This window comes from Paenibacillus sp. QJM3NY_38 (assembly GCF_056173265.1).
In genome coordinates this window covers 6,882,603-6,900,754 of sequence record NZ_CM149665.1, presented here as the reverse complement: position 1 = coordinate 6,900,754, position 18,152 = coordinate 6,882,603, and the positions used below count along the sequence as shown (strand labels likewise).

At 52.2% G+C, this 18,152-nt stretch carries 13 protein-coding genes; 7 read left to right on the top strand and 6 right to left on the bottom strand.

Translation table 11 applies throughout. The features are described 5' to 3' along the window. The first annotated feature begins 79 nt into the window (after positions 1–79). The 7 genes from AC0VZ8_RS32045 to AC0VZ8_RS32015 all read left to right on the top strand — a co-directional run bounded on the left by AC0VZ8_RS32045 (position 80) and on the right by AC0VZ8_RS32015 (position 10,212). Positions 80–1,483, top strand: coding sequence for a cytochrome ubiquinol oxidase subunit I (locus tag AC0VZ8_RS32045; protein WP_475485483.1), 1,404 nt, complete (start codon positions 80–82; stop codon positions 1,481–1,483). Further along, positions 1,470–2,486: a cytochrome d ubiquinol oxidase subunit II gene (gene cydB, locus AC0VZ8_RS32040; RefSeq protein WP_475485482.1), complete on the top strand. Its 1,017-nt coding sequence runs from the start codon at positions 1,470–1,472 to the stop codon at positions 2,484–2,486. Before AC0VZ8_RS32045 ends, cydB begins: the two co-directional genes overlap by 14 nt. Beyond that, a complete protein-coding gene (locus tag AC0VZ8_RS32035; RefSeq protein WP_475485481.1) occupies positions 2,486–4,366 on the top strand; it encodes an ABC transporter ATP-binding protein/permease in 1,881 nt (626 codons plus the stop codon). Before cydB ends, AC0VZ8_RS32035 begins: the two co-directional genes overlap by 1 nt. Further along, positions 4,363–6,159 carry a thiol reductant ABC exporter subunit CydC gene (gene cydC, locus AC0VZ8_RS32030; protein WP_475485480.1) on the top strand — a complete coding sequence of 599 codons (1,797 nt, stop codon included), beginning with the start codon at positions 4,363–4,365 and terminating at the stop codon, positions 6,157–6,159. Before AC0VZ8_RS32035 ends, cydC begins: the two co-directional genes overlap by 4 nt. Positions 6,160–6,342: 183 nt before the next feature. Further along, the gene (locus AC0VZ8_RS32025; RefSeq protein ID WP_475485479.1) at positions 6,343–7,368 is read left to right on the top strand and encodes a DUF2332 domain-containing protein; all 1,026 of its coding nucleotides are present in this window, start codon (positions 6,343–6,345) and stop codon (positions 7,366–7,368) included. 239 nt (positions 7,369–7,607) lie between these two features. Continuing rightward, entirely contained in the window at positions 7,608–8,996 is a 1,389-nt protein-coding gene (gene fumC, locus AC0VZ8_RS32020; protein ID WP_194540010.1) for a class II fumarate hydratase, read from the top strand. A gap of 181 nt (positions 8,997–9,177) precedes the next feature. Next, the gene (locus tag AC0VZ8_RS32015; protein ID WP_475485478.1) at positions 9,178–10,212 is read left to right on the top strand and encodes a hypothetical protein; all 1,035 of its coding nucleotides are present in this window, start codon (positions 9,178–9,180) and stop codon (positions 10,210–10,212) included. A 111-nt stretch (positions 10,213–10,323) separates the two neighbouring features. Here the strand turns inward: AC0VZ8_RS32015 and AC0VZ8_RS32010 are convergent, their stop codons facing one another. The 6 genes from AC0VZ8_RS32010 to AC0VZ8_RS31985 form a co-directional block, all read right to left on the bottom strand. Continuing rightward, complete coding sequence (locus tag AC0VZ8_RS32010) at positions 10,324–10,878, bottom strand: hypothetical protein (protein ID WP_233355145.1); 555 nt, start codon at positions 10,876–10,878, stop codon at positions 10,324–10,326. A gap of 123 nt (positions 10,879–11,001) precedes the next feature. Further along, on the bottom strand, positions 11,002–12,591 hold the full coding sequence (locus AC0VZ8_RS32005; protein ID WP_194540007.1) for a PTS sugar transporter: 1,590 nt from the start codon (positions 12,589–12,591) through the stop codon (positions 11,002–11,004). Positions 12,592–12,741: 150 nt separating this feature from the next. Beyond that, entirely contained in the window at positions 12,742–14,094 is a 1,353-nt protein-coding gene (locus AC0VZ8_RS32000; RefSeq protein WP_194540006.1) for a hemolysin family protein, read from the bottom strand. 801 nt (positions 14,095–14,895) lie between these two features. Beyond that, positions 14,896–16,755 carry an LTA synthase family protein gene (locus AC0VZ8_RS31995; protein WP_260068648.1) on the bottom strand — a complete coding sequence of 620 codons (1,860 nt, stop codon included), beginning with the start codon at positions 16,753–16,755 and terminating at the stop codon, positions 14,896–14,898. A 269-nt stretch (positions 16,756–17,024) separates the two neighbouring features. Beyond that, positions 17,025–17,714, bottom strand: coding sequence for a CidB/LrgB family autolysis modulator (locus AC0VZ8_RS31990; protein ID WP_071218792.1), 690 nt, complete (start codon positions 17,712–17,714; stop codon positions 17,025–17,027). Next, positions 17,711–18,082, bottom strand: a complete 372-nt coding sequence (locus AC0VZ8_RS31985) for a CidA/LrgA family protein (protein ID WP_100541038.1) — start codon at positions 18,080–18,082, stop codon at positions 17,711–17,713. The genes AC0VZ8_RS31990 and AC0VZ8_RS31985 overlap by 4 nt, the downstream gene beginning before the upstream one ends. Positions 18,083–18,152 lie beyond the last annotated feature (70 nt).

The window sequence follows — 18,152 nt, the reverse complement described above, 5'->3', positions numbered from 1 at the left end:
CTTTAGGGCGTGGTCTGCGACAATACAAAAAGAATCAAATTTGAAGTGATCACGTGAGCTAAAGGAAGGGGTATCTGATATGGATCCGGTTATGCTGGCGCGAATTCAATTCGCATCGACAACCATTTTTCACTTTATTTTCGTACCGTTGTCCATCGGATTGGCGTTTCTGATTGCCATCATGGAGACGATGTATGTTGTTAAAGGTCAGGAAGTCTACAAGAAAATGGCCAAGTTCTGGGGAAAGCTGTTCCTGATTAACTTTGCGGTCGGGGTTGTGACAGGGATTCTGCAGGAATTCCAGTTCGGCATGAACTGGTCGGATTACTCAAGGTTTGTCGGCGACGTATTTGGCGCACCGCTTGCCATTGAAGCGTTGCTGGCGTTTTTCCTCGAGTCGACGTTTATCGGGCTGTGGATATTCGGCTGGGACCGGTTATCGAAGAAAGTCCATCTGCTTAGTATCTGGCTGGTGTCCTTCGGCACCCTGATGTCCGCATTCTGGATTCTGGCAGCGAATTCGTTCATGCAGCGTCCCGTCGGATTCGAGATGAATAATGGGCGGGCGGAGATGAATGATTTTTTGGCACTGATTACAAACGGTCAGCTGTTGGTGGAGTTCCCGCACACGATCTTCGGGGCACTGGCAACCGGGGCGTTCCTCGTTGCAGGTGTGAGTGCCTACAAGCTGATGAAGAAGCAGGATTTAGATTTCTTTAAGAAATCATTTCACATCGCCATCATGATTGGGCTCATCACCTCCATTCTGGTTGCGGTATTCGGCCACCAGCAGGCGCAGTATCTGGTGGATACGCAGCCGATGAAGATGGCCGCTGCGGAGAGCCTGTGGGAAACGAGCGATGATCCAGCGCCTTGGACGGTCATTGCGGCCATCGATCCGGATAAGCAGGAGAACACGATGGAGTTTAAAATCCCGTATTTGCTCAGCTTTTTGTCCTACAGCAAGTTTTCCGGTGAAGTCATCGGGATGAAGGAGCTGCAGGCGCAGTACGAACAGCAATATGGTCCTGGAGATTATATCCCTCCCGTGCGCACAACATTCTGGAGCTTCCGGATTATGGTGGCCGCCGGCAGCGTCATGATTCTGCTGGGATTGTACGGAGCGTGGCTGATGCTGCGCAAAAAGGTCGAGAAGGCCGGCAAGTGGTTCCTCAGACTGATGCTGCTGGGCATTTCGCTGCCGTTCATCGCCAATACGTCGGGATGGATTATGACGGAGATCGGACGCCAGCCTTGGACGGTATTCGGACTGATTACCACGGAGAACAGTGTTTCACCGAACGTCAGCGCAGGCTCGATCTTATTCTCGCTGATCATGTTTACTGCCATTTATGCGGTGCTGGCAGCCGTTATGGCGTATCTATTTATCAAAGTCATTAAGAAAGGACCGTATGCGGCGGAGGAAGAGGACCACCACGCAAGCGATCCGTTTAATAAGGAGGGCTACAATGCTGTCTCTTAACGAACTGTGGTTTGTGCTCGTTGCCGTATTGTTTATCGGGTTCTTCTTCTTGGAGGGCTTCGACTTCGGGGTCGGGATGTCCACGCAGCTGCTGGCCAAAAATGATACCCAGCGCCGGGTGCTGATCAACTCGATCGGCCCGTTCTGGGACGCCAACGAGGTCTGGCTGCTGACGGCGGGCGGCGCCATGTTCGCCGCTTTCCCGAACTGGTATGCGACGCTGTTCAGCGGCTTCTACATTCCGCTTGTCTTTCTTCTGCTGGCCTTGATCGGACGCGGGGTGGCCTTTGAATTCCGCGGCAAGGTGGGCGATGTTCGCTGGAAACGGGTGTGGGACGGTGCGATCTTCACCGGCAGCGTGCTTCCGCCATTCCTGCTCGGCGTTGTTTTTGCCTGCCTGATTCAGGGGCTCCCCATTAACGAGGAGATGCAGCTGCATGCCGGATTGTTTGATGTTGTGAATGGCTATACTGTGGTTGGCGGACTGACGATGGTGATGCTCTGCCTGCTGCATGGCTTGATGTTTACAACACTGCGCACGATGGGGGATCTTCAGGAACGGGCGCGCCGTATGGCCCGGAGACTCCTGCTTCCCGTAGCGGCCCTGTTCGTGGTATTCGGGGTGATGACGTATTTCATGACCGATATCTTCGAGAAGCGTGGCGTGGTGTTAACCGTGCTGCTGGTGCTGGCTTTGCTCGCATTCCTGCTGGGCGGATATTTCATGAACATCAAGCGGGACGGCTGGGCTTTCGGGATGACCGGGGCGGTTATCGCCCTGCTGGTAACGTCCGTGTTCGTGGGCTTGTTCCCGCGCGTGATGGTCAGTTCCATCAATTCCGCATTTGACCTGACTATTTATAATGCGGCCTCCGGACCGTATTCCCTCAAGATTATGACGATTGTGGCCGTATCGCTGCTGCCGTTTGTTTTGGGCTATCAAATTTGGAGTTACTTCGTTTTCCACAAACGGGTACATGAGAAGGAGCATTTGGAGTACTGATGGGAAAAGATCTGCTGGGATACAAAGGCGCCAAGACGGTATTCTTCCTTGTCGCCGTATGTACCCTGGCACAGAGCATGGCCATCCTTCTGCAAGCCAAATGGCTGGCGGGAGCCGTATCCGCCCTGTTTGCGGGATCAACGCTGCAGGAGCAGGGGGAGACCATTGCCTTGTTCCTGCTTGCATTTCTGGCACGCCACGGGATCTCGGCTGTGCAGCAAGGAATCGCACAGCGCTTTGCGGAGGAGACGGGCACGAGCCTGAGGAAGCAGCTGCTGGATGAGCTGTTTCGGTACGGACCGTCCTTTGTCCGGTCGGAAGGAACGGGCAATGTGGTTACGCTTGTGCTGGAGGGCATCGGCAAGTTCCGCAAATACGCGGAGCTGACCATACCGCGGATGATGGGGGCGGGCATTACCCCGGCTCTGGTATGGCTGTACGTGTTCATGACGGACCGGATATCGGGCATTATTCTGCTGGTGACCATGCCGATCCTGATCGTCTTCCTCATCCTCGTGGGGCTTGCCGCGAGAAAGCAGACCGAGCGGCAGCTGGATTCCTACCGAATGCTGTCCAATCATTTTGTAGATTCGCTTAGAGGTCTCACTACCCTGAAGTTTCTGGGACAGAGCCGCAAGCACAGTGAGAGCATACAGCAGGTCAGCGAGGGATATCGTGCAGCTACCATGCGGACGCTGCGCGTGGCGTTTCTGTCGTCCTTCGCACTGGATTTCTTTACGATGCTGTCCGTGGCATCTGTTGCAGTAAACCTGGGCTTGCGCCTCATTAACGGCAGCCTGGAGCTGCTGCCCGCGCTGCTCATCCTGATCCTAGCACCGGAGTATTTCCTGCCGGTGCGCATGGTCGGGGCGGACTTTCATGCCACGCTGGACGGCAAGCAGGCAGGGGAAGCGATGCAATCCATGATTCGGGAGGCCCGAAAGGGGCATTTGGGTGGAATCCCGGGTTCTGTTGCTGCGGAGGGTTCGGTCAATGGAGCGGGTCCATTCGGGCCAACTGGAGCGCTTGAAACCCTGGCGGCAGGAACGATGGAACGGACCTCAACGGGCTTAACATTTAAAATTCAAAATAATTTCTCTAATTCCAGCCGCAGACCGCAGCCGCCATTCCAATGGGATCACCACAGCGTGCTGGAGCTGTCCGGAATCGGCCTCAGGCACGAAGAGTTGGGGCCGGCTTCCTTGGAGGATGTCAGCTTCCGGATACCGGGTCAACGCAAGATCGGCATCGTCGGGGAGAGCGGGGCCGGCAAATCCACGCTCATCGAGCTATTGGGTGGATTCATGGCGCCTACATCCGGCGTGATGGAGCTAAACGGCGTGAAGCTGGAGGACTGGAACCGGCGGGCGTGGCGGACCGAGGTCACCTATATGCCGCAGCAGCCGTATTTATTCGGTGCTAGCCTGGCGGATAATGTTCGCTTTTATGCGCCGGAGGCGACCACAGCGCAAGTCGAGGCAGCGGTAGAAGCGGCGGGTCTGTCGGATCTGGTGAAGAGCTTGCCTGGCGGACTCGCAGAGATGATCGGCGGCGGCGGGCGCACTTTAAGCGGCGGTCAGGCACAGCGTGTAGCCTTGGCCAGAGCGCTGCTCGGGGGCCGGCGGGTTCTGCTGCTGGATGAGCCGACGGCCCATTTGGATATCGAGACGGAATACGAGCTGAAGGAGAGGATGCTTTCCCTTTTTCAAGATAAGTGGGTATTCTTCGCGACGCACAGACTGCACTGGATGCAGGATATGGATTACATCATCGTTCTGCATCAGGGGCGGGTGGCGGAAACGGGAACCCATGATGAGCTTATCGCTCGGCAAGGCGTCTATTATGGGTTGATTACATCGCAGATGGAGGGAGTACAATGAAGCAGGAATCGTGGTTTCGGCCTTACGTAACAGCAAACTTCTGGCGCTTTCTGCTCATTGTGATGCTTGGCGTGCTCACGATCCTGTTCGCCGGGATGCTGATGTTCACATCCGGGTATTTGATCTCCAAGTCTGCCCTAAGACCGGAAAATATCCTGATGGTATACGTGCCGACCGTAGGGGTTCGGACCTTCGGCATCGGACGCGCGGTCATCCATTACGTGGAGCGCCTGGTGGGGCATGACACGATTCTTCGCATCCTGTCCCAGATGCGCCTGCGGCTGTACCGCATTCTGGAACCGCAAGCCATCCGTTTATCCTCCCGGTACCGCACCGGGGATCTGCTGGGCGTGCTCTCCGAGGATATCGAGTATTTGCAGGACGTCTATATTCGTACGGTCTTTCCATCGATTGTTGCGCTTGTGTTATACACCGTGGTCATTCTGGCCGTCGGCCTGTTTGATCCGGCATTTGCTCTTCTGCTCGCGCTGTATGTAGCCGTGCTGATTCTGGTACTGCCGCTCGTTTCCCTGCTGCTCACCAAGCGGAAGAACCGGGAAATGAAGCAGGCCCGAAGCAACCTCTACCAGAAGCTGACCGACGCGGTACTGGGCATTCATGAATGGTATGTCAGCGGCCGGCAGACGGAATTCCTGACCGGATATGAGGCGGATGAAGCGGAGGTCGACCGGACCGATCGCTCTCTCAAGCGCTGGTCGCGTCTTCGGGCTTTTATCGGCCAATGCGTGGTTGCCGTGACGGTGGTATCGATGGTGTATTGGTCAGGAAGGCAGTATGCGGACGGCTCGATCGATGTTACGCTGATCGCGGCTTGCGTTCTGGTTGTGTTCCCGTTAATGGACGCATTCCTGCCGGTATCCGAAGCCGTGGAGCGGATTCCGCAGTACGGCCAATCGGTCGCAAGGCTTCAGGCGATAGAAAGCGCAGAAACATCTGAAGGGAAGCGGAAGCGGGGTCAACAGCTCAATAAGGGAGAGATCGAATCTGTCATAAGCAGCGGTGTCCATGTGAAGGCGGATGGCGTCAGCTTCCGTTATGATCAGGCGGCAGGCGGCAAATCCGGGCTGGAACGATCCGGTATGAATGGGGAAGGGGCTACGTTAACGGATGTATCCCTGGATATTCCTCCCGGGGCAAAGGTGGCCATTATAGGGCGTTCAGGTGCAGGCAAATCCACCCTGCTGCAGCTGATTCAGGGTGTGCTGGCACCCTCAGGGGGCAGCCTGACTTTAGACGGAGTGGATTCAGTACGGTTTGGCGATGAGATATCTTCCGTTATTTCGGTGTTGAACCAGAGTCCGCATTTGTTCGATACGACGCTGGCAAACAACATCCGGCTCGGACAGCCGGATGCCACGGGAGCGGAAATACGGGACGCGGTTGCTTTGGCACGGCTAGAACCGTTGGTGGCTTCCCTTCCGGAAGGTCTTCGCACCCGAATGCAGGAAGCCGGGCAGCGTTTCTCCGGAGGAGAGCGCCAGCGCGTGGCTTTGGCCCGAATCCTGCTGCAGAAAACGCCCGTTGTCATTCTGGATGAGCCTACGGTCGGGCTGGATCCCAAAACGGAGCGGGAACTGCTGTCCACCATATTCGCCAGCCTGCAGGACCGGACCTTGATCTGGGTGACGCATCATCTGGTCGGCGTGGAGCGCATGGATGAGATCCTCTTCATGGAAGACGGTCAAATCGTCATGCGGGGTACCCATGATGAGCTGATGGAGCGATATCCGCGGTATCGGAGCTTGTACCGTTTGGATCGTCCGGCGATATAGACAGCGATAGCAATTTGCCAGCAGAAGAACCGACCTTTCAGGAGGGCGGTTCTTCTTTTTGTTGCCTTCTTTTTTTCTTATAAGCCCGATAAAAGATCAGAATCCACGTGCCTTCTGGAAAGATGTAACATTAGTCTTAAGCAGGATCAAGGGTTAATTACAACGTTAGGGGTGTGGTGTAGGGTGGATTCGAAAGAGTTGGTGAACGTGTTTCGTCATTTTGCTGAACGGGAATGTCCGGGATCCAGTGTGTTCTATGAGTACTTGGCTCGCCATATAGCCGATGATGAAGAGGTGCTGCAAGTCGCTGCGTTTGTTCCTGCAGGCCAGCCTGTCCCCAATATGCTGTTTGGCGCCGTTCAATATTTGCTGCTGCAGGGTGAGGGGCCGGATCTGAGGGCGTATTACCCCGGTCTTGTGGAGCATCCGAAGGAAATGAGCTCCTGTTATCCCTATTTTCGTTCATTTGTGCTGAAGCATCAGGCAGCCATTATCAGGATCCTGGAGAGTAAACGGGTACAGACGAACGAAGTCCGCCGCTGTGCGTATTTGTACCCGGTGTTCTGCTCGATCTATGATAAGGTCCGTAAGCCGCTTGCCTTGGTGGAGCTTGGAACCAGTGCCGGATTGCAGCTGCTGTGGGATCAGTACAGCTACTCCTATGGAGATGCCGTTCGTTACGGCCTAGCGCGGTCGAAGGTTCATATTACATCGGAGATCAGAGGAGGTCGGACGCCGTTCCTGCCAGCTTCCATTCCCCCGGTCGTCTATCGGATGGGGATCGATCTGCATGTGAATGACGTGCGGAATCCGGAGCACTTTTTGTGGCTGCGGTCTTTAATCTGGCCGGGGAATCACGACAGGGTATCCATGCTGGAGCATGCGGCGGAGGTATTGAAGCAGCAGTCCGGGATACAGTTCCGGGAAGGGGACGGGACCGAACTGCTTCCCGATATCGTGAAGAGCATCCCGGAGGAGGCCGTCATTTGCGTATTTCATACGCATGTGGCCAATCAGATCCCGGAGGCATCCAAGCAAAAGCTGCTGCATCACTTGAATGAAATCGGAAGCGTCCGCGATATCGTCCATGTCTACAACAATATGCAGGATGGCGATCTTCATGCGGATTATATCCTCAGGGGCGTGCGAAGCGAGTTTACGGTCGCGCGGACGGACGGGCATGCTCGCTGGTTCCAGTGGCTGTTGTGAAGCGGCAGTAGTCCCGTTAGCTTGATTGAAGAAGCATAGCGAATCGTGAGGCACCTGCCATTGTTCCGTGTGAAGTGACGGCAAGCAAGCGAGCCTGGAAAGCAGCCGAATCAAGGCTGTATGTATGGAAGTCGCAGCTGTTCATCCGGTCTGTTTTTTTCTTGGGCAAGTCTATGTCATAATAGGGGAGATGGAATAATAAGCGCTTAAATTCAAGGAAGCCAAAGGAGGAAGTTGGGATGGATTATCGTATTGAGAAGGATACCCTGGGTGAGGTTAAAGTGCCTGCGGATAAGCTATGGGCAGCGCAGACACAGCGCAGTTCCGAGAATTTCCGGATTGGAACCGAAACGATGCCGAAGGAAATCATTCGGGCGTTTGCGATATTGAAGAAAAGCGCGGCTATCGTGAATGGCAAGCTCGGCAAGCTGGAAGCAGACAAGGTCGATGCCATTACGACCGCCGCCGATGAGATTGTGGCCGGCAAGTGGGATGAGCACTTTCCGCTGGTGGTTTGGCAGACCGGCAGCGGCACGCAGTCCAATATGAACGTGAACGAAGTCATTGCGAATCGGGCCAATCAGCTGCTTGAGCAAAAAGACAGCGCCCTGCGCGTTCATCCCAACGACGACGTCAACAAATCCCAAAGCTCTAACGATACGTTTCCGACAGCGATGCACATGGCCGCGGTCGTGGCCGTGGAAGATCATGTGCTGCCCGCGCTGCGCCGCTTGAAGAAAACGCTCGAGAAGAAAAGCGATGAATATAAGGACCTGATCAAAATCGGCCGCACGCATCTTCAAGATGCCACACCGCTGACCCTCGGACAGGAAATCAGCGGCTGGCACCGGATGCTCGAGAAGTGTGAATTGATGCTGGCTTCCGCCGTAGAACCGCTGCGTGAGCTGGCTATTGGCGGTACTGCCGTCGGCACCGGCATTAACGCACATCCGAAATTCGGAGAAATGACGGCTGCTGAAATCAGCATGCAAATTGGAAAAAGCTACACGTCAGCCAGCAACAAGTTCCATTCGCTGACCAGTCATGACGAGATTGTATTTGCCCATGGGGCGCTGAAGGCGCTGGCTGCCGATCTGATGAAGATCGCCAACGACGTTCGCTGGCTGGCAAGCGGTCCCCGTTCCGGGATTGGCGAGATCTCGATCCCTGCCAACGAACCGGGCAGCTCGATCATGCCGGGGAAAGTGAACCCAACCCAGAGCGAGGCACTGACGATGGTAGTCTGCCAAGTGATGGGCAACGATGCCACGATCGGTTTTGCAGCAAGCCAGGGTAATTTTGAGCTAAACGTCTTTAAACCGGTCATCATCTATAACTTCTTGCAGTCCGTACGCCTGCTGTCGGATGCGATGGATTCATTCGACCAGAATTGCGCGGTCGGCATCGAAGCCAACCTTGACGTTCTCCGTACGAACATGGAGCGGTCGCTGATGCTGGTGACAGCGCTGAATCCGCATATCGGATATGAGAATGCAGCGGCCATCGCAAAAAAAGCGCATAAAGAAGGGACAACGCTTCGCGAGGCGGCTCTGGCAAGCGGGCTGTTAAGCGGAGAGGATTTTGACCGGATCGTTCGTCCGGAAGAAATGATCCATCCGAAGGAGTAAGGGCTCATGTTTGGAGCTTGATCGGAAAACATGCCTCGGTTGACCCAAAGCCCATTTCACTACGGTGAAATGGGTTTTGGTTTTTAGATTTTTTCTTTTCCCAAGCTCCGCAGCGGTTATAATAGGTGTCAGGAAATTGAGCATGATTGACAAACCATTTACATGAAGGACGGATGATAACTTGAAGAAACATCAGTGGATTGCCACGCTGCTCTCTCTGATATGCACCGGGCTCGGGATGTTTTATATCGGGACGCCGGGTATGATTATAGGCGGAACGCTGCTTATGGCGTTTCAGGGAGCGGCTTTGTTTATTTTTTTCATGACATTGGGATTTTTGGGCCTGATTATTGGTCCGCTTGCTATTGGACTACATATTATAGGTCTGATTATACCGGTTATTTATTTCAACTACCGATCACCCAAGAAACCGATGTTCGACGAGAAGCGGAAGCGCCAACTCGCCTCTCCTTGGAAAATCGTCTTGCGGACGGTGATTGGACTTGCCCTGTTCGCCGGGTCCATCTACGCGGGGTATACCTGGGGATCTGCTCCGTTCATGAAGACGGCCGCCGAGAAACGAGAGGTCCAGGAGGCGGCAGAGTCCTATTTGGAACAGAAGTACAACGAACCCTTTAAAGTTACGAACGTGGACTATACCTGGGCCATCGGCTCATACAATCTGAGAGCCCATCCGGTACAGTCGCCTGAGCTGGAATTCACGCTTAGCAGCAATGAAGCCAGCCCTCCCAGCATATCGAATGATACATATTTGAATCTGCTTTGGGGACAGCAGCTGAGAGACCGGCTGAAACCACTGCTGGCTGAACTTTATCCGGACCAGGCGTTTGCGAATGCTTATGTTAACTCCGATATCGACACCATCGAGCGTGATTATAACCAACTCGTAAATACCGACGGGGATATCAGTCAGAATATCAGTTTAATCGTATTCGCGGATCTGACGGCAGACAATCTGGCGCAAGAGAAGCAACGGGTGCTGGAGCTGATTCGGCGGCTGCCTTCGGTGGCGGTACCGGGGGAGACGGACCTTCACATTGAATATTATGGGGCGGATTTGAAGACGCCGGACCGTGTGAAGAAGCTAGAGCAGGATTTTGATATGAATGGGAAGCAGAGCACCCATATTTTCAGAGAGTTTGATATTTCGAAAATCACGTCCACGGATGACATTGAAATCAGAGGACTGGATTGAGAAGTATGGAAAAATTGAAGGATTGGATTGCCTCTATTCCGAATAAAAGCCAGGCGGAGTTCGTGACTCTGCCTGGCTTTTTCAAGTATTCGTTAGGGGGAAATGGGAGCTTCAGCGCTGGGACAGATGAATGATGCGCCCTTTCTGGGTCTGCTTCATGGTCAGCTTCAGATTTAAGGCTGTGGCCATGTCTCGGACAGGTACGTAGAGGGTGTTCTTGATAAAAAGAGGGCCGTTATACTTGCTCTCATCAAGCTTGCAATGGTCCGATTCCTCGGGGCATAGCTTGGCCGGCTTATAAATGTCGATATCGTTCACGTTCATCTCTTGCGTTGCCCGCCGAACGATCGTATACCCCCATCTGTCGTTGCCCCATATCGATACCGGGGGGCTGTTCGCAGCCTTCACGTCATATTGATGAAAGTTGTCCAACTCCTCCTTCAGCGTATAGGAAATTTCATACCCCATTGCATCGGCTAAGGACTTGAGCGGAACGTACGCTTTGCCTTTGTGAACAAGAACGCTAGTCATGGGGGTGCCTGCTGCCTTCACGGAATAGTTCTCTGCATCGTTAGCGGCTGCTTGTTCGCTGTTCCAGATTAGCGAAGCGGCCAGCAGGACACTTGTCAGCGCGAACAACGATATTCTTCTGAATTTCACGATCATCATAACCTCCTTCCGTTTTTCGAATGGGTATAGGCATCCAAATCAAGGAGCCTATCTATAATATAAACCCTTTTTCAGGACATTTGGTTAGTTAAAATCCTGCTTATTGGAGCTGACCATATCCTACATGCTCACGGTGTTTTTCGCATCCCGATAACCGGACAGTTTGTTTACGAAGAACGTAATCAGGAACGAGCAGAGCATGCTGGCTGCCATGGAGATCAGGAAGCCAATGGTGTTATTCGATGTGATGGGACCGATAAAGGAAGGCACGTAGGCGGTTCCCCGAACGCCGAATAAACCGACGAGCATGCCGCCAAGACCTGCGGAAGCAATCGCTCCAGCAAACACGAGTTTGTTCGAAAACATGAAGGGATAGGCGGCTTCAACGAAGGTGCCAAAACCCATATTGATAGCAAACCCGGGAGCCGCTACGGCCGCTTCTCCCTTATCCCGCGGGGCGATAATGTTGGCCAGCGTGATTCCTGCGGACACCATCACCAGACCGACCATATCCACCGCGCCGAGGAAGCTGTTGCTTGTTGTCTCCATCTCCAGCAGTACAATTGGCAGGATGGCCGCATGATAAACGCCGCCAATGATCGCGGGCCAGATCAGCAGGCCTGCAATCAATCCGGCTATAGCCGGGCTCCAGGAGACAAGCGTTTCGATCAGGAAGCGGATGCCTTGCCCTGCACTCAGCGCAATCGGTGCAATGAGGAAGTAAACCAGCAGACCGGCAATCAGTCCCGATATACCGCCTGCAACAATGTTGACCGTGGTTGCGGGGAAACGCCACTCCACGCACTGACGGAATATGTAATGGACGATGATACCTGCGCCAATTCCGCCAATGATGCCTCCGATAATGCCCCCCTCGACGGAGAGGACACCTGCCACGATGCCTGCCACGATGGATACCTCGTCCAGTTCGGATACCTGTTTGGCAGCGATCACAGCAACGATGACCGGCAGCGCCTTAATCAATAGATCAAACACTTCGGTCAGCGAGGATAACCCCGGGATTTTGCTGACTGCGAGAATCAGGGCCATGCCGATAAACCCGGGGAGGGATGCCATCATAATGCCCCGAATATTGATGCGCCGCCATGGCGACGAGCTTCCGGACGCTCCGTGAAGGTTCGCGGCTGCATTTCCGATGACCGGCCGATACGTTAGTCGCCAATGCTTGCTGAGGGAAGTAACAAAGGTGACCGCGCGGGTTCGGTTGGTGGTTCCGGTGGTACCCGAAGCGGCGATGACATGCGCGCCTTTGGTTTGGATGATGGCCATGGAAGCTCCGCCAGTACCGGTCACTGGCAATCGGAACTTGGCAGCAGCCTCAATGGCGTGCCGGTTACTGCCCTCAGGGTCGGCACTCATAACGATGATGCCGTCAATCTCGCCGAGTTCAATCTGCTCGGCAATCTCCCGGTCCAGCCGTTCAGCCGCCTGATTGACCTGCTTAAGAGTGCCCTCGGCAATAACGATGGGCTCCCCTTGAGAAATGCTCCAGCTGTAAAGCGCGGCGGGCGTTGTATCCTTGGCTGCATCCATGGAGACCTGGGCAGCAATAAACTGCAGCGCCCCGCAGGACAGGCCTGCGCTCTCCAGCTGCATCAATATCTCATCCAGCAGCTTGCGCGGGTCTTTGCCGCCGAGATTGTACAGATTGCCCCCGCTGCTCCCAATGATAGCGATTTGACGATTCATGACTTGCTGCCCCCCATATGTATAAAATTCGATTATTTCTATATTACAGCAGAGTTATAACTTGTTAAAGTGTTAAAATGCCATTCCGGTATACGAAAAGCCGCCATGCATAACCCGGTAAGGCTGCATGGCGGCTTGGCTATCTGTTATCTATTCGTTGTTTTCGCTTGCAGCTGCGACGGCAGCTGCCTCTTCCGCTGCTGTTTCGGCTGTTTCTTTAACAATTTGCAGCTTCGTGTAGCGGTGGGTCTTCTTCTCGATGATGGTAAACGTCAGTTCACCGTAAGTCCATGTATCGCCTTTGGCAAGCTCGGAGTTATGTCCGTACAGCCAGCCGCCGATCGTATCCAGGTCATCGGTGCTCAGGTCGATGTGAAGCAGATCGTTGATCCGGTTAATGGATACCTTGCCGTCGGCAATAATGCGGTTCGGCTCAGGCTGGGTCAACTCGCGTTCTTCATCCTCGTCGAATTCGTCGCGGATTTCGCCGACGATCTCCTCGAGAATATCCTCGATCGTGATCATCCCCGAGGTGCCGCCGTATTCATCGATCAGGATGGCCATATGCGTGCCTTCCTGCTGCATTTTCCGAAGCAATTTCTTGATCGGTATCGCTTCGGATACCGTCATGGCCGGATGAATCAGCTTGGTCAAGTCGATGTTGGAATTGTCATCAAACTCCAGAAAGAACTGCTTGGTGTTCACCATGCCGACGATCTGGTCCTTGTCACCGCGTACAACCGGAAAACGGGTGTACTGCTCGCGCTTGATGATCTGCAGATTAGTGGCAAGCGGCTTATCGACATACAGGCAGATCATATCGGTACGGGGTACCATAATTTCTTTGGCAAGCATATCATCAAAAGCAAAAATTCGGCTTACATAACCGTATTCAGCTTGGTTGATCTTTCCGCTCTCATAACTGTCGCTCAGAATCATGCGGAGTTCTTCTTCCGAGTGAGCTTCCTCGTGCTCACTGGCGGGATGCATGCCGAACAGACGAACGATTTTGTTGGCGGATCCGTTCAGCAACCAGATGAACGGGTACATGATCCGGTTAAACCAGATAATAGGTGTCGCACAGAGGAACGACACGGCTTCCGCTTTATTAATAGCAATCGTCTTCGGCGCAAGTTCACCGATAACGACGTGAATATAAGTCATGATAATAAATGCAAGCAAAAACGAGATTAGCGATCCGATGGCCGCAGGAATTGCAAAGCTATCAAACACCGGGTGAAGAATTTTCTCGATGGTCGGTTCCCCGAGCCAACCAAGACCGAGCGCCGTGATGGTAATTCCCAGCTGACACGCGGACAGATATCCATCCAGATTCGAAGTTACCTTTTTGACGGCAAGCGCGCCTTTGCGCCCTTCCATTACCAATTGGTCTACCCGGCTGGGGCGAAGTCTTATGATAGCAAATTCCGTCATAACGAAAAAAGCGGTAGCTGCGATAAGCACAGCGACTAAGAATAAATTTAAGCCTATACTGTCATCCAAACAAAACACATCCTTTTTTATCTGATCCGAATTAGTTTTTTAATAACCATCACTTACTATGCATGGCTGTCAACATAATTCGACCGGAATTTTAAAGGGTCTAGTTTCATGTGCTTTAGGAGCAGAAACATATCGGTATCCGTGCGGCATGTAACGTTATGCAAGGAAAGCAGAGACACATGGTATTTCGACTCCAACATCAACCGAACGGGTTCCGGGCTCTTGGGTAACGGCGTTGGCGATGGAAGAGTCCCTTCAGACGCTTCCATTCCCTGCGTAGCAGCAGCGGAATCGGTAATGTCCACCAGGGGGACATGCGTAAAGGAAGCAATCAGAAGAAGGCCAAGTGTTGAACATATAATTCTGTTTATCCTTCGTATGGGGTCCAAGTCGGATCGTCACTCCTACAATTCATAATCGATTTGTTCATAAAAAATATATGGCTTAATTGTCAGCGTATGAGTATGAGTCATTTAAGTTGTTGTACGTAATTTCACCACGAATGCGAGTTTCAAAACAAGGTATATTGCTAAGATTATAAAATTTATAGTTTTCAGCGAAGCTGAACAAATTCGATAATCGCAAGAAAAACTTCCTCTAAACGCGGTCTGTCTACTGTGAAAGTACATCGATAGAGTTTTTCTTATTAATCATAAGAAAAAGTAAGCCGCTATGTCAAATAACCGTCGCCCTCGGGTGTGAAAAACCTTATGCATCAAGGGTTGCCGGCGATTCTCTGCCGAACACAACAAAAGGACAACCCTTTCGATTATCGAAAGAGTTGTCCTATTAAGCAACGGGCTATTTATGGTATGGCAGCTGTCTGATATAGCTGTCCGACAGATGGAGCAGCTGCAGCGCGCGTTCGAATTCTTCCTTGGTCGCCTGGATCTTCTTCTCGTCCGCGTTCGGAAGCGGATGCTTGGTTCCATCCTCAAAGCCGATTCCCGGGATGTACAGGGTCGTATTGTTAATAAAGGTACCGGAAGGAAGGTAATACCGTTCCGGCAGCAAGTTATTATCGGTGTTGTTTAACAGATCCTGGCCGAAATGAAGCTGATTGTCCATCGATACGCCGAGCAGGTTAGCCACCGTGGGCATGAGGTCGATCTGCCCGCCGACTTGCTCCCTCACTTCCGGCTGAATGCCTTCTCCGTGAATCAAAAGCGGAATATTGATCATATCCCCGGAGTTATAATCACGGCCATAAATTTCGTGCATCAGCTCTTTATCCTTGTTGTCCAAGGAATAAATCGGCAGTCCGAGGTGGTCTCCGTAGAGAACAATCAGGCTGTTATCCCACACGCCGTCTTTCTTCAGCTGCTCAATGAATTTACCAAGCGCATCATCGGCGTAATTCTGCGAACGGATGTAGTCGCCGACGAAGGTGCCTTCATAACGCTCCGGCAGTGTCATCCGATATTTATCTTCAGGAATCGTGAACGGATGGTGAGCCGACATGGAAATGACATGGCTATAGAACGGTTTATCGGCTTCGTTCATCTTCTTCAGCTCGGCTGCGGTTTTGGAATACAGGGCATCATCCGAGGCACCGAAGAACAGCTTATCTTCATCGCCGAAGAATGCTTTATCGTAATAACGGTTGAAACCGAGCGCCTTGTACAGCTCTCCACGGTTCCAGAATTCCACCACATTGGTGTGGAAAGTCGCAGTATCATAACCTTCCCCTTGCAGCAATCTCGGCAGGCTTGGCAGAACTCTGTCCGCATAATGCTGCGTTGCCGCTCCCCGCGGCGGAATGTAGAAGGAAGTATTCACCACAAACTCGGCATCCGAGGTATTACCTTGGCCGACATTCTGGTAGAAGTTCGGGAAGTATTGGCTCTCGCGGGCCAGCTTGTTGATGTTAGGCGTAATTTCCTTGCCGTCAATCTTGAGGTCGACCAGGAACTCCTGGAAGGACTCCATCTGGATAATGATCAGGTTCTTCCCTTTGGCGACACCCGAGAGCAGGGCTTCCTGATCAGCCGCTCCGAGGCCCTTCAATTCGTTGACTTTATCCTGCGTGATGGTCTTGGCGTCCACGAGCTCTTTGTTCTCCTGCTGGAAAATCGTATAGGCCTCATAGTTAAGAATGCCCATCTCCTGAGCCTTCACGATTTCGTTCATGCTTGCGCGGTTCGGCATAATTTGGAACAGGCACAGCATTAAAGAGACAACGAAAACAATAGGGATAATTTTGCGCTTTTCTTTCTTGGCATGCCGAATCTTCCATTTTTTAACGCGGTCACTTCGCCATAATAGAAAAAACATACCGATGATATCCGTGAAGATCAGCAGATAGTAAGGGTCCATTAAGGAGAATACGCTATTGCTTACCGCGGTTACCTGATTGACCTGCTCCAGCGCGTGATACGTAACAATGACACCGTAATATTTATAATACATAATGGCTGCGAAGAATATGGCGGTCAGCAATAAGTTAACACTCATATAGGCAGCGAGCTTTCGCTTGGAAGCGAACCATTCGATTAAGCTGAATACAAGCCAAATAAAAGGAATTTCCGTAATGAGCGGCTTCCATGGCATGACATCATCAAAAATAACCATCCAGGCCAGGTAGCTTTTGAGCAGCATAATGACAGAGAAAAATATAAAAGGCTTCGTAATCGTTAACCGAAACCGCGAGGTGGAAAACACCTGTATCGCCTTCCTTTCAGTGCCGCGGTATACCTAATTCTAAAACTCCAGCGGCCATTCGTTATTTAAGAATCGATAGACGTTATTCTTACTGTTGATATACATTCCGTATACCATTTATTTTACAAAACTAATGAACAGAACTTATTATGACCTCTTCGGAGGAGGTTGTCAAAGAGTTAAAGTAAGTCCCCAATCTTCTTATAACAACATGAAATAGACAGCCAAAAAAACCGGCCATCGCCGGTTTTGTCAGGGTCTTAGCAATATTAATAAAGAAAGGACATAATCAGTGGTGCGGTTCCTAGGGTGAAGAGAGCGGCGACAATCATCGAAATGCTGGAGATCGTCCCCGAAAGGGAGCTGAATTCGAATGCCTTGGAGGTGCCGGTTCCATGGGCGCTGGTCCCAAACAGCACACCTCTTGCGATATCGCCCCGAATCCGGAAGATCCGCATGACGGCCGGTCCGATCATGGAGCCAAGAATCCCGGTCATAATGACAAAGACGGCGGTCATGTTCGGCACCCCTCCAATGACCTCCGAGACGTTCATGGCAATGGGCGTTGTTATGGAGCGCGGCACGAGACTGGTGGCGAGCGAGCTGTTCAAGTGCATCCATTTTGCGAGAAATGCAGAGGATATCATCGCAAGTACCGATCCGGTCAGCACGCTGAGCATAATTTCGGCCGCATGCTTTTTAAGGGTTTGGAAGTTTTTATACAAAGGCACGGCAAAAGCGATCGTAGCCGGTCCAAGCAGCTTGCTGATCCACTGCGCCCCTTCATTGTATGATTCATAGGATACGCCTGTTTGTGTCAATATCACAACAATTAGTACAGGAGTAATCAGGAGCGGTGACAAATAGACCTTTGGCAGGCGGCGATACAGTTTTTTGGCCCCCCCATAAATCCCGATCGTTAACAATAAGCCGAGAATTACCGTCAACAGGATGTTCATGGTGTTTTTCGCTCCTTTCTGGATGAGATGAAGCCGGCGGTTAGTCCTGAGCTGACCATCACAATGACGGTGCTGAACAAAACCACGGCTAGAATCTGGAGCCCTTCGGCCTCCAGCATCGGGAAATATTTCATGATGCCGACCGCAGCAGGGATAAAGAACAGCAGCAATTCGGCGAGCAGCCAATTAGCGCCAAGTTCGATCCACTCCAGGCGGAGGACTTTGGTTTCGAGAAGTATGAATACAACAACGATTCCGAGAATGCTGCCCGGAATCCCTATATTCAACCAAGCGGCCAGTTGATCCATCCCTAAGGAGAGAAGCATGAAACCGGCCACTTGGAGCGTTCCTTTCAGCATGTTGATCATGACCGGCCTCCTTTATTTTCATTAGTAATGAAATTTTACAACGATAATTTTCATAGGTAAAATGCATATA

Bases quoted from the DNA above. Each gene is read 5' to 3' on its own strand.
- AC0VZ8_RS32010 (WP_233355145.1), bottom strand. From the start codon at position 10,878: ATGATCGTGAAATTCAGAAGAATATCGTTGTTCGCGCTGACAAGTGTC.
- AC0VZ8_RS32005 (WP_194540007.1), bottom strand. From the start codon at position 12,591: ATGAATCGTCAAATCGCTATCATTGGGAGCAGCGGGGGCAATCTGTAC.
- AC0VZ8_RS32035 (WP_475485481.1), top strand. From the start codon at position 2,486: ATGGGAAAAGATCTGCTGGGATACAAAGGCGCCAAGACGGTATTCTTC.
- AC0VZ8_RS32045 (WP_475485483.1), top strand. From the start codon at position 80: ATGGATCCGGTTATGCTGGCGCGAATTCAATTCGCATCGACAACCATT.
- fumC (WP_194540010.1), top strand. From the start codon at position 7,608: ATGGATTATCGTATTGAGAAGGATACCCTGGGTGAGGTTAAAGTGCCT.
- cydC (WP_475485480.1), top strand. From the start codon at position 4,363: ATGAAGCAGGAATCGTGGTTTCGGCCTTACGTAACAGCAAACTTCTGG.
- cydB (WP_475485482.1), top strand. From the start codon at position 1,470: ATGCTGTCTCTTAACGAACTGTGGTTTGTGCTCGTTGCCGTATTGTTT.
- AC0VZ8_RS31990 (WP_071218792.1), bottom strand. From the start codon at position 17,714: ATGAACATCCTGTTGACGGTAATTCTCGGCTTATTGTTAACGATCGGG.
- AC0VZ8_RS31985 (WP_100541038.1), bottom strand. From the start codon at position 18,082: ATGATCAACATGCTGAAAGGAACGCTCCAAGTGGCCGGTTTCATGCTT.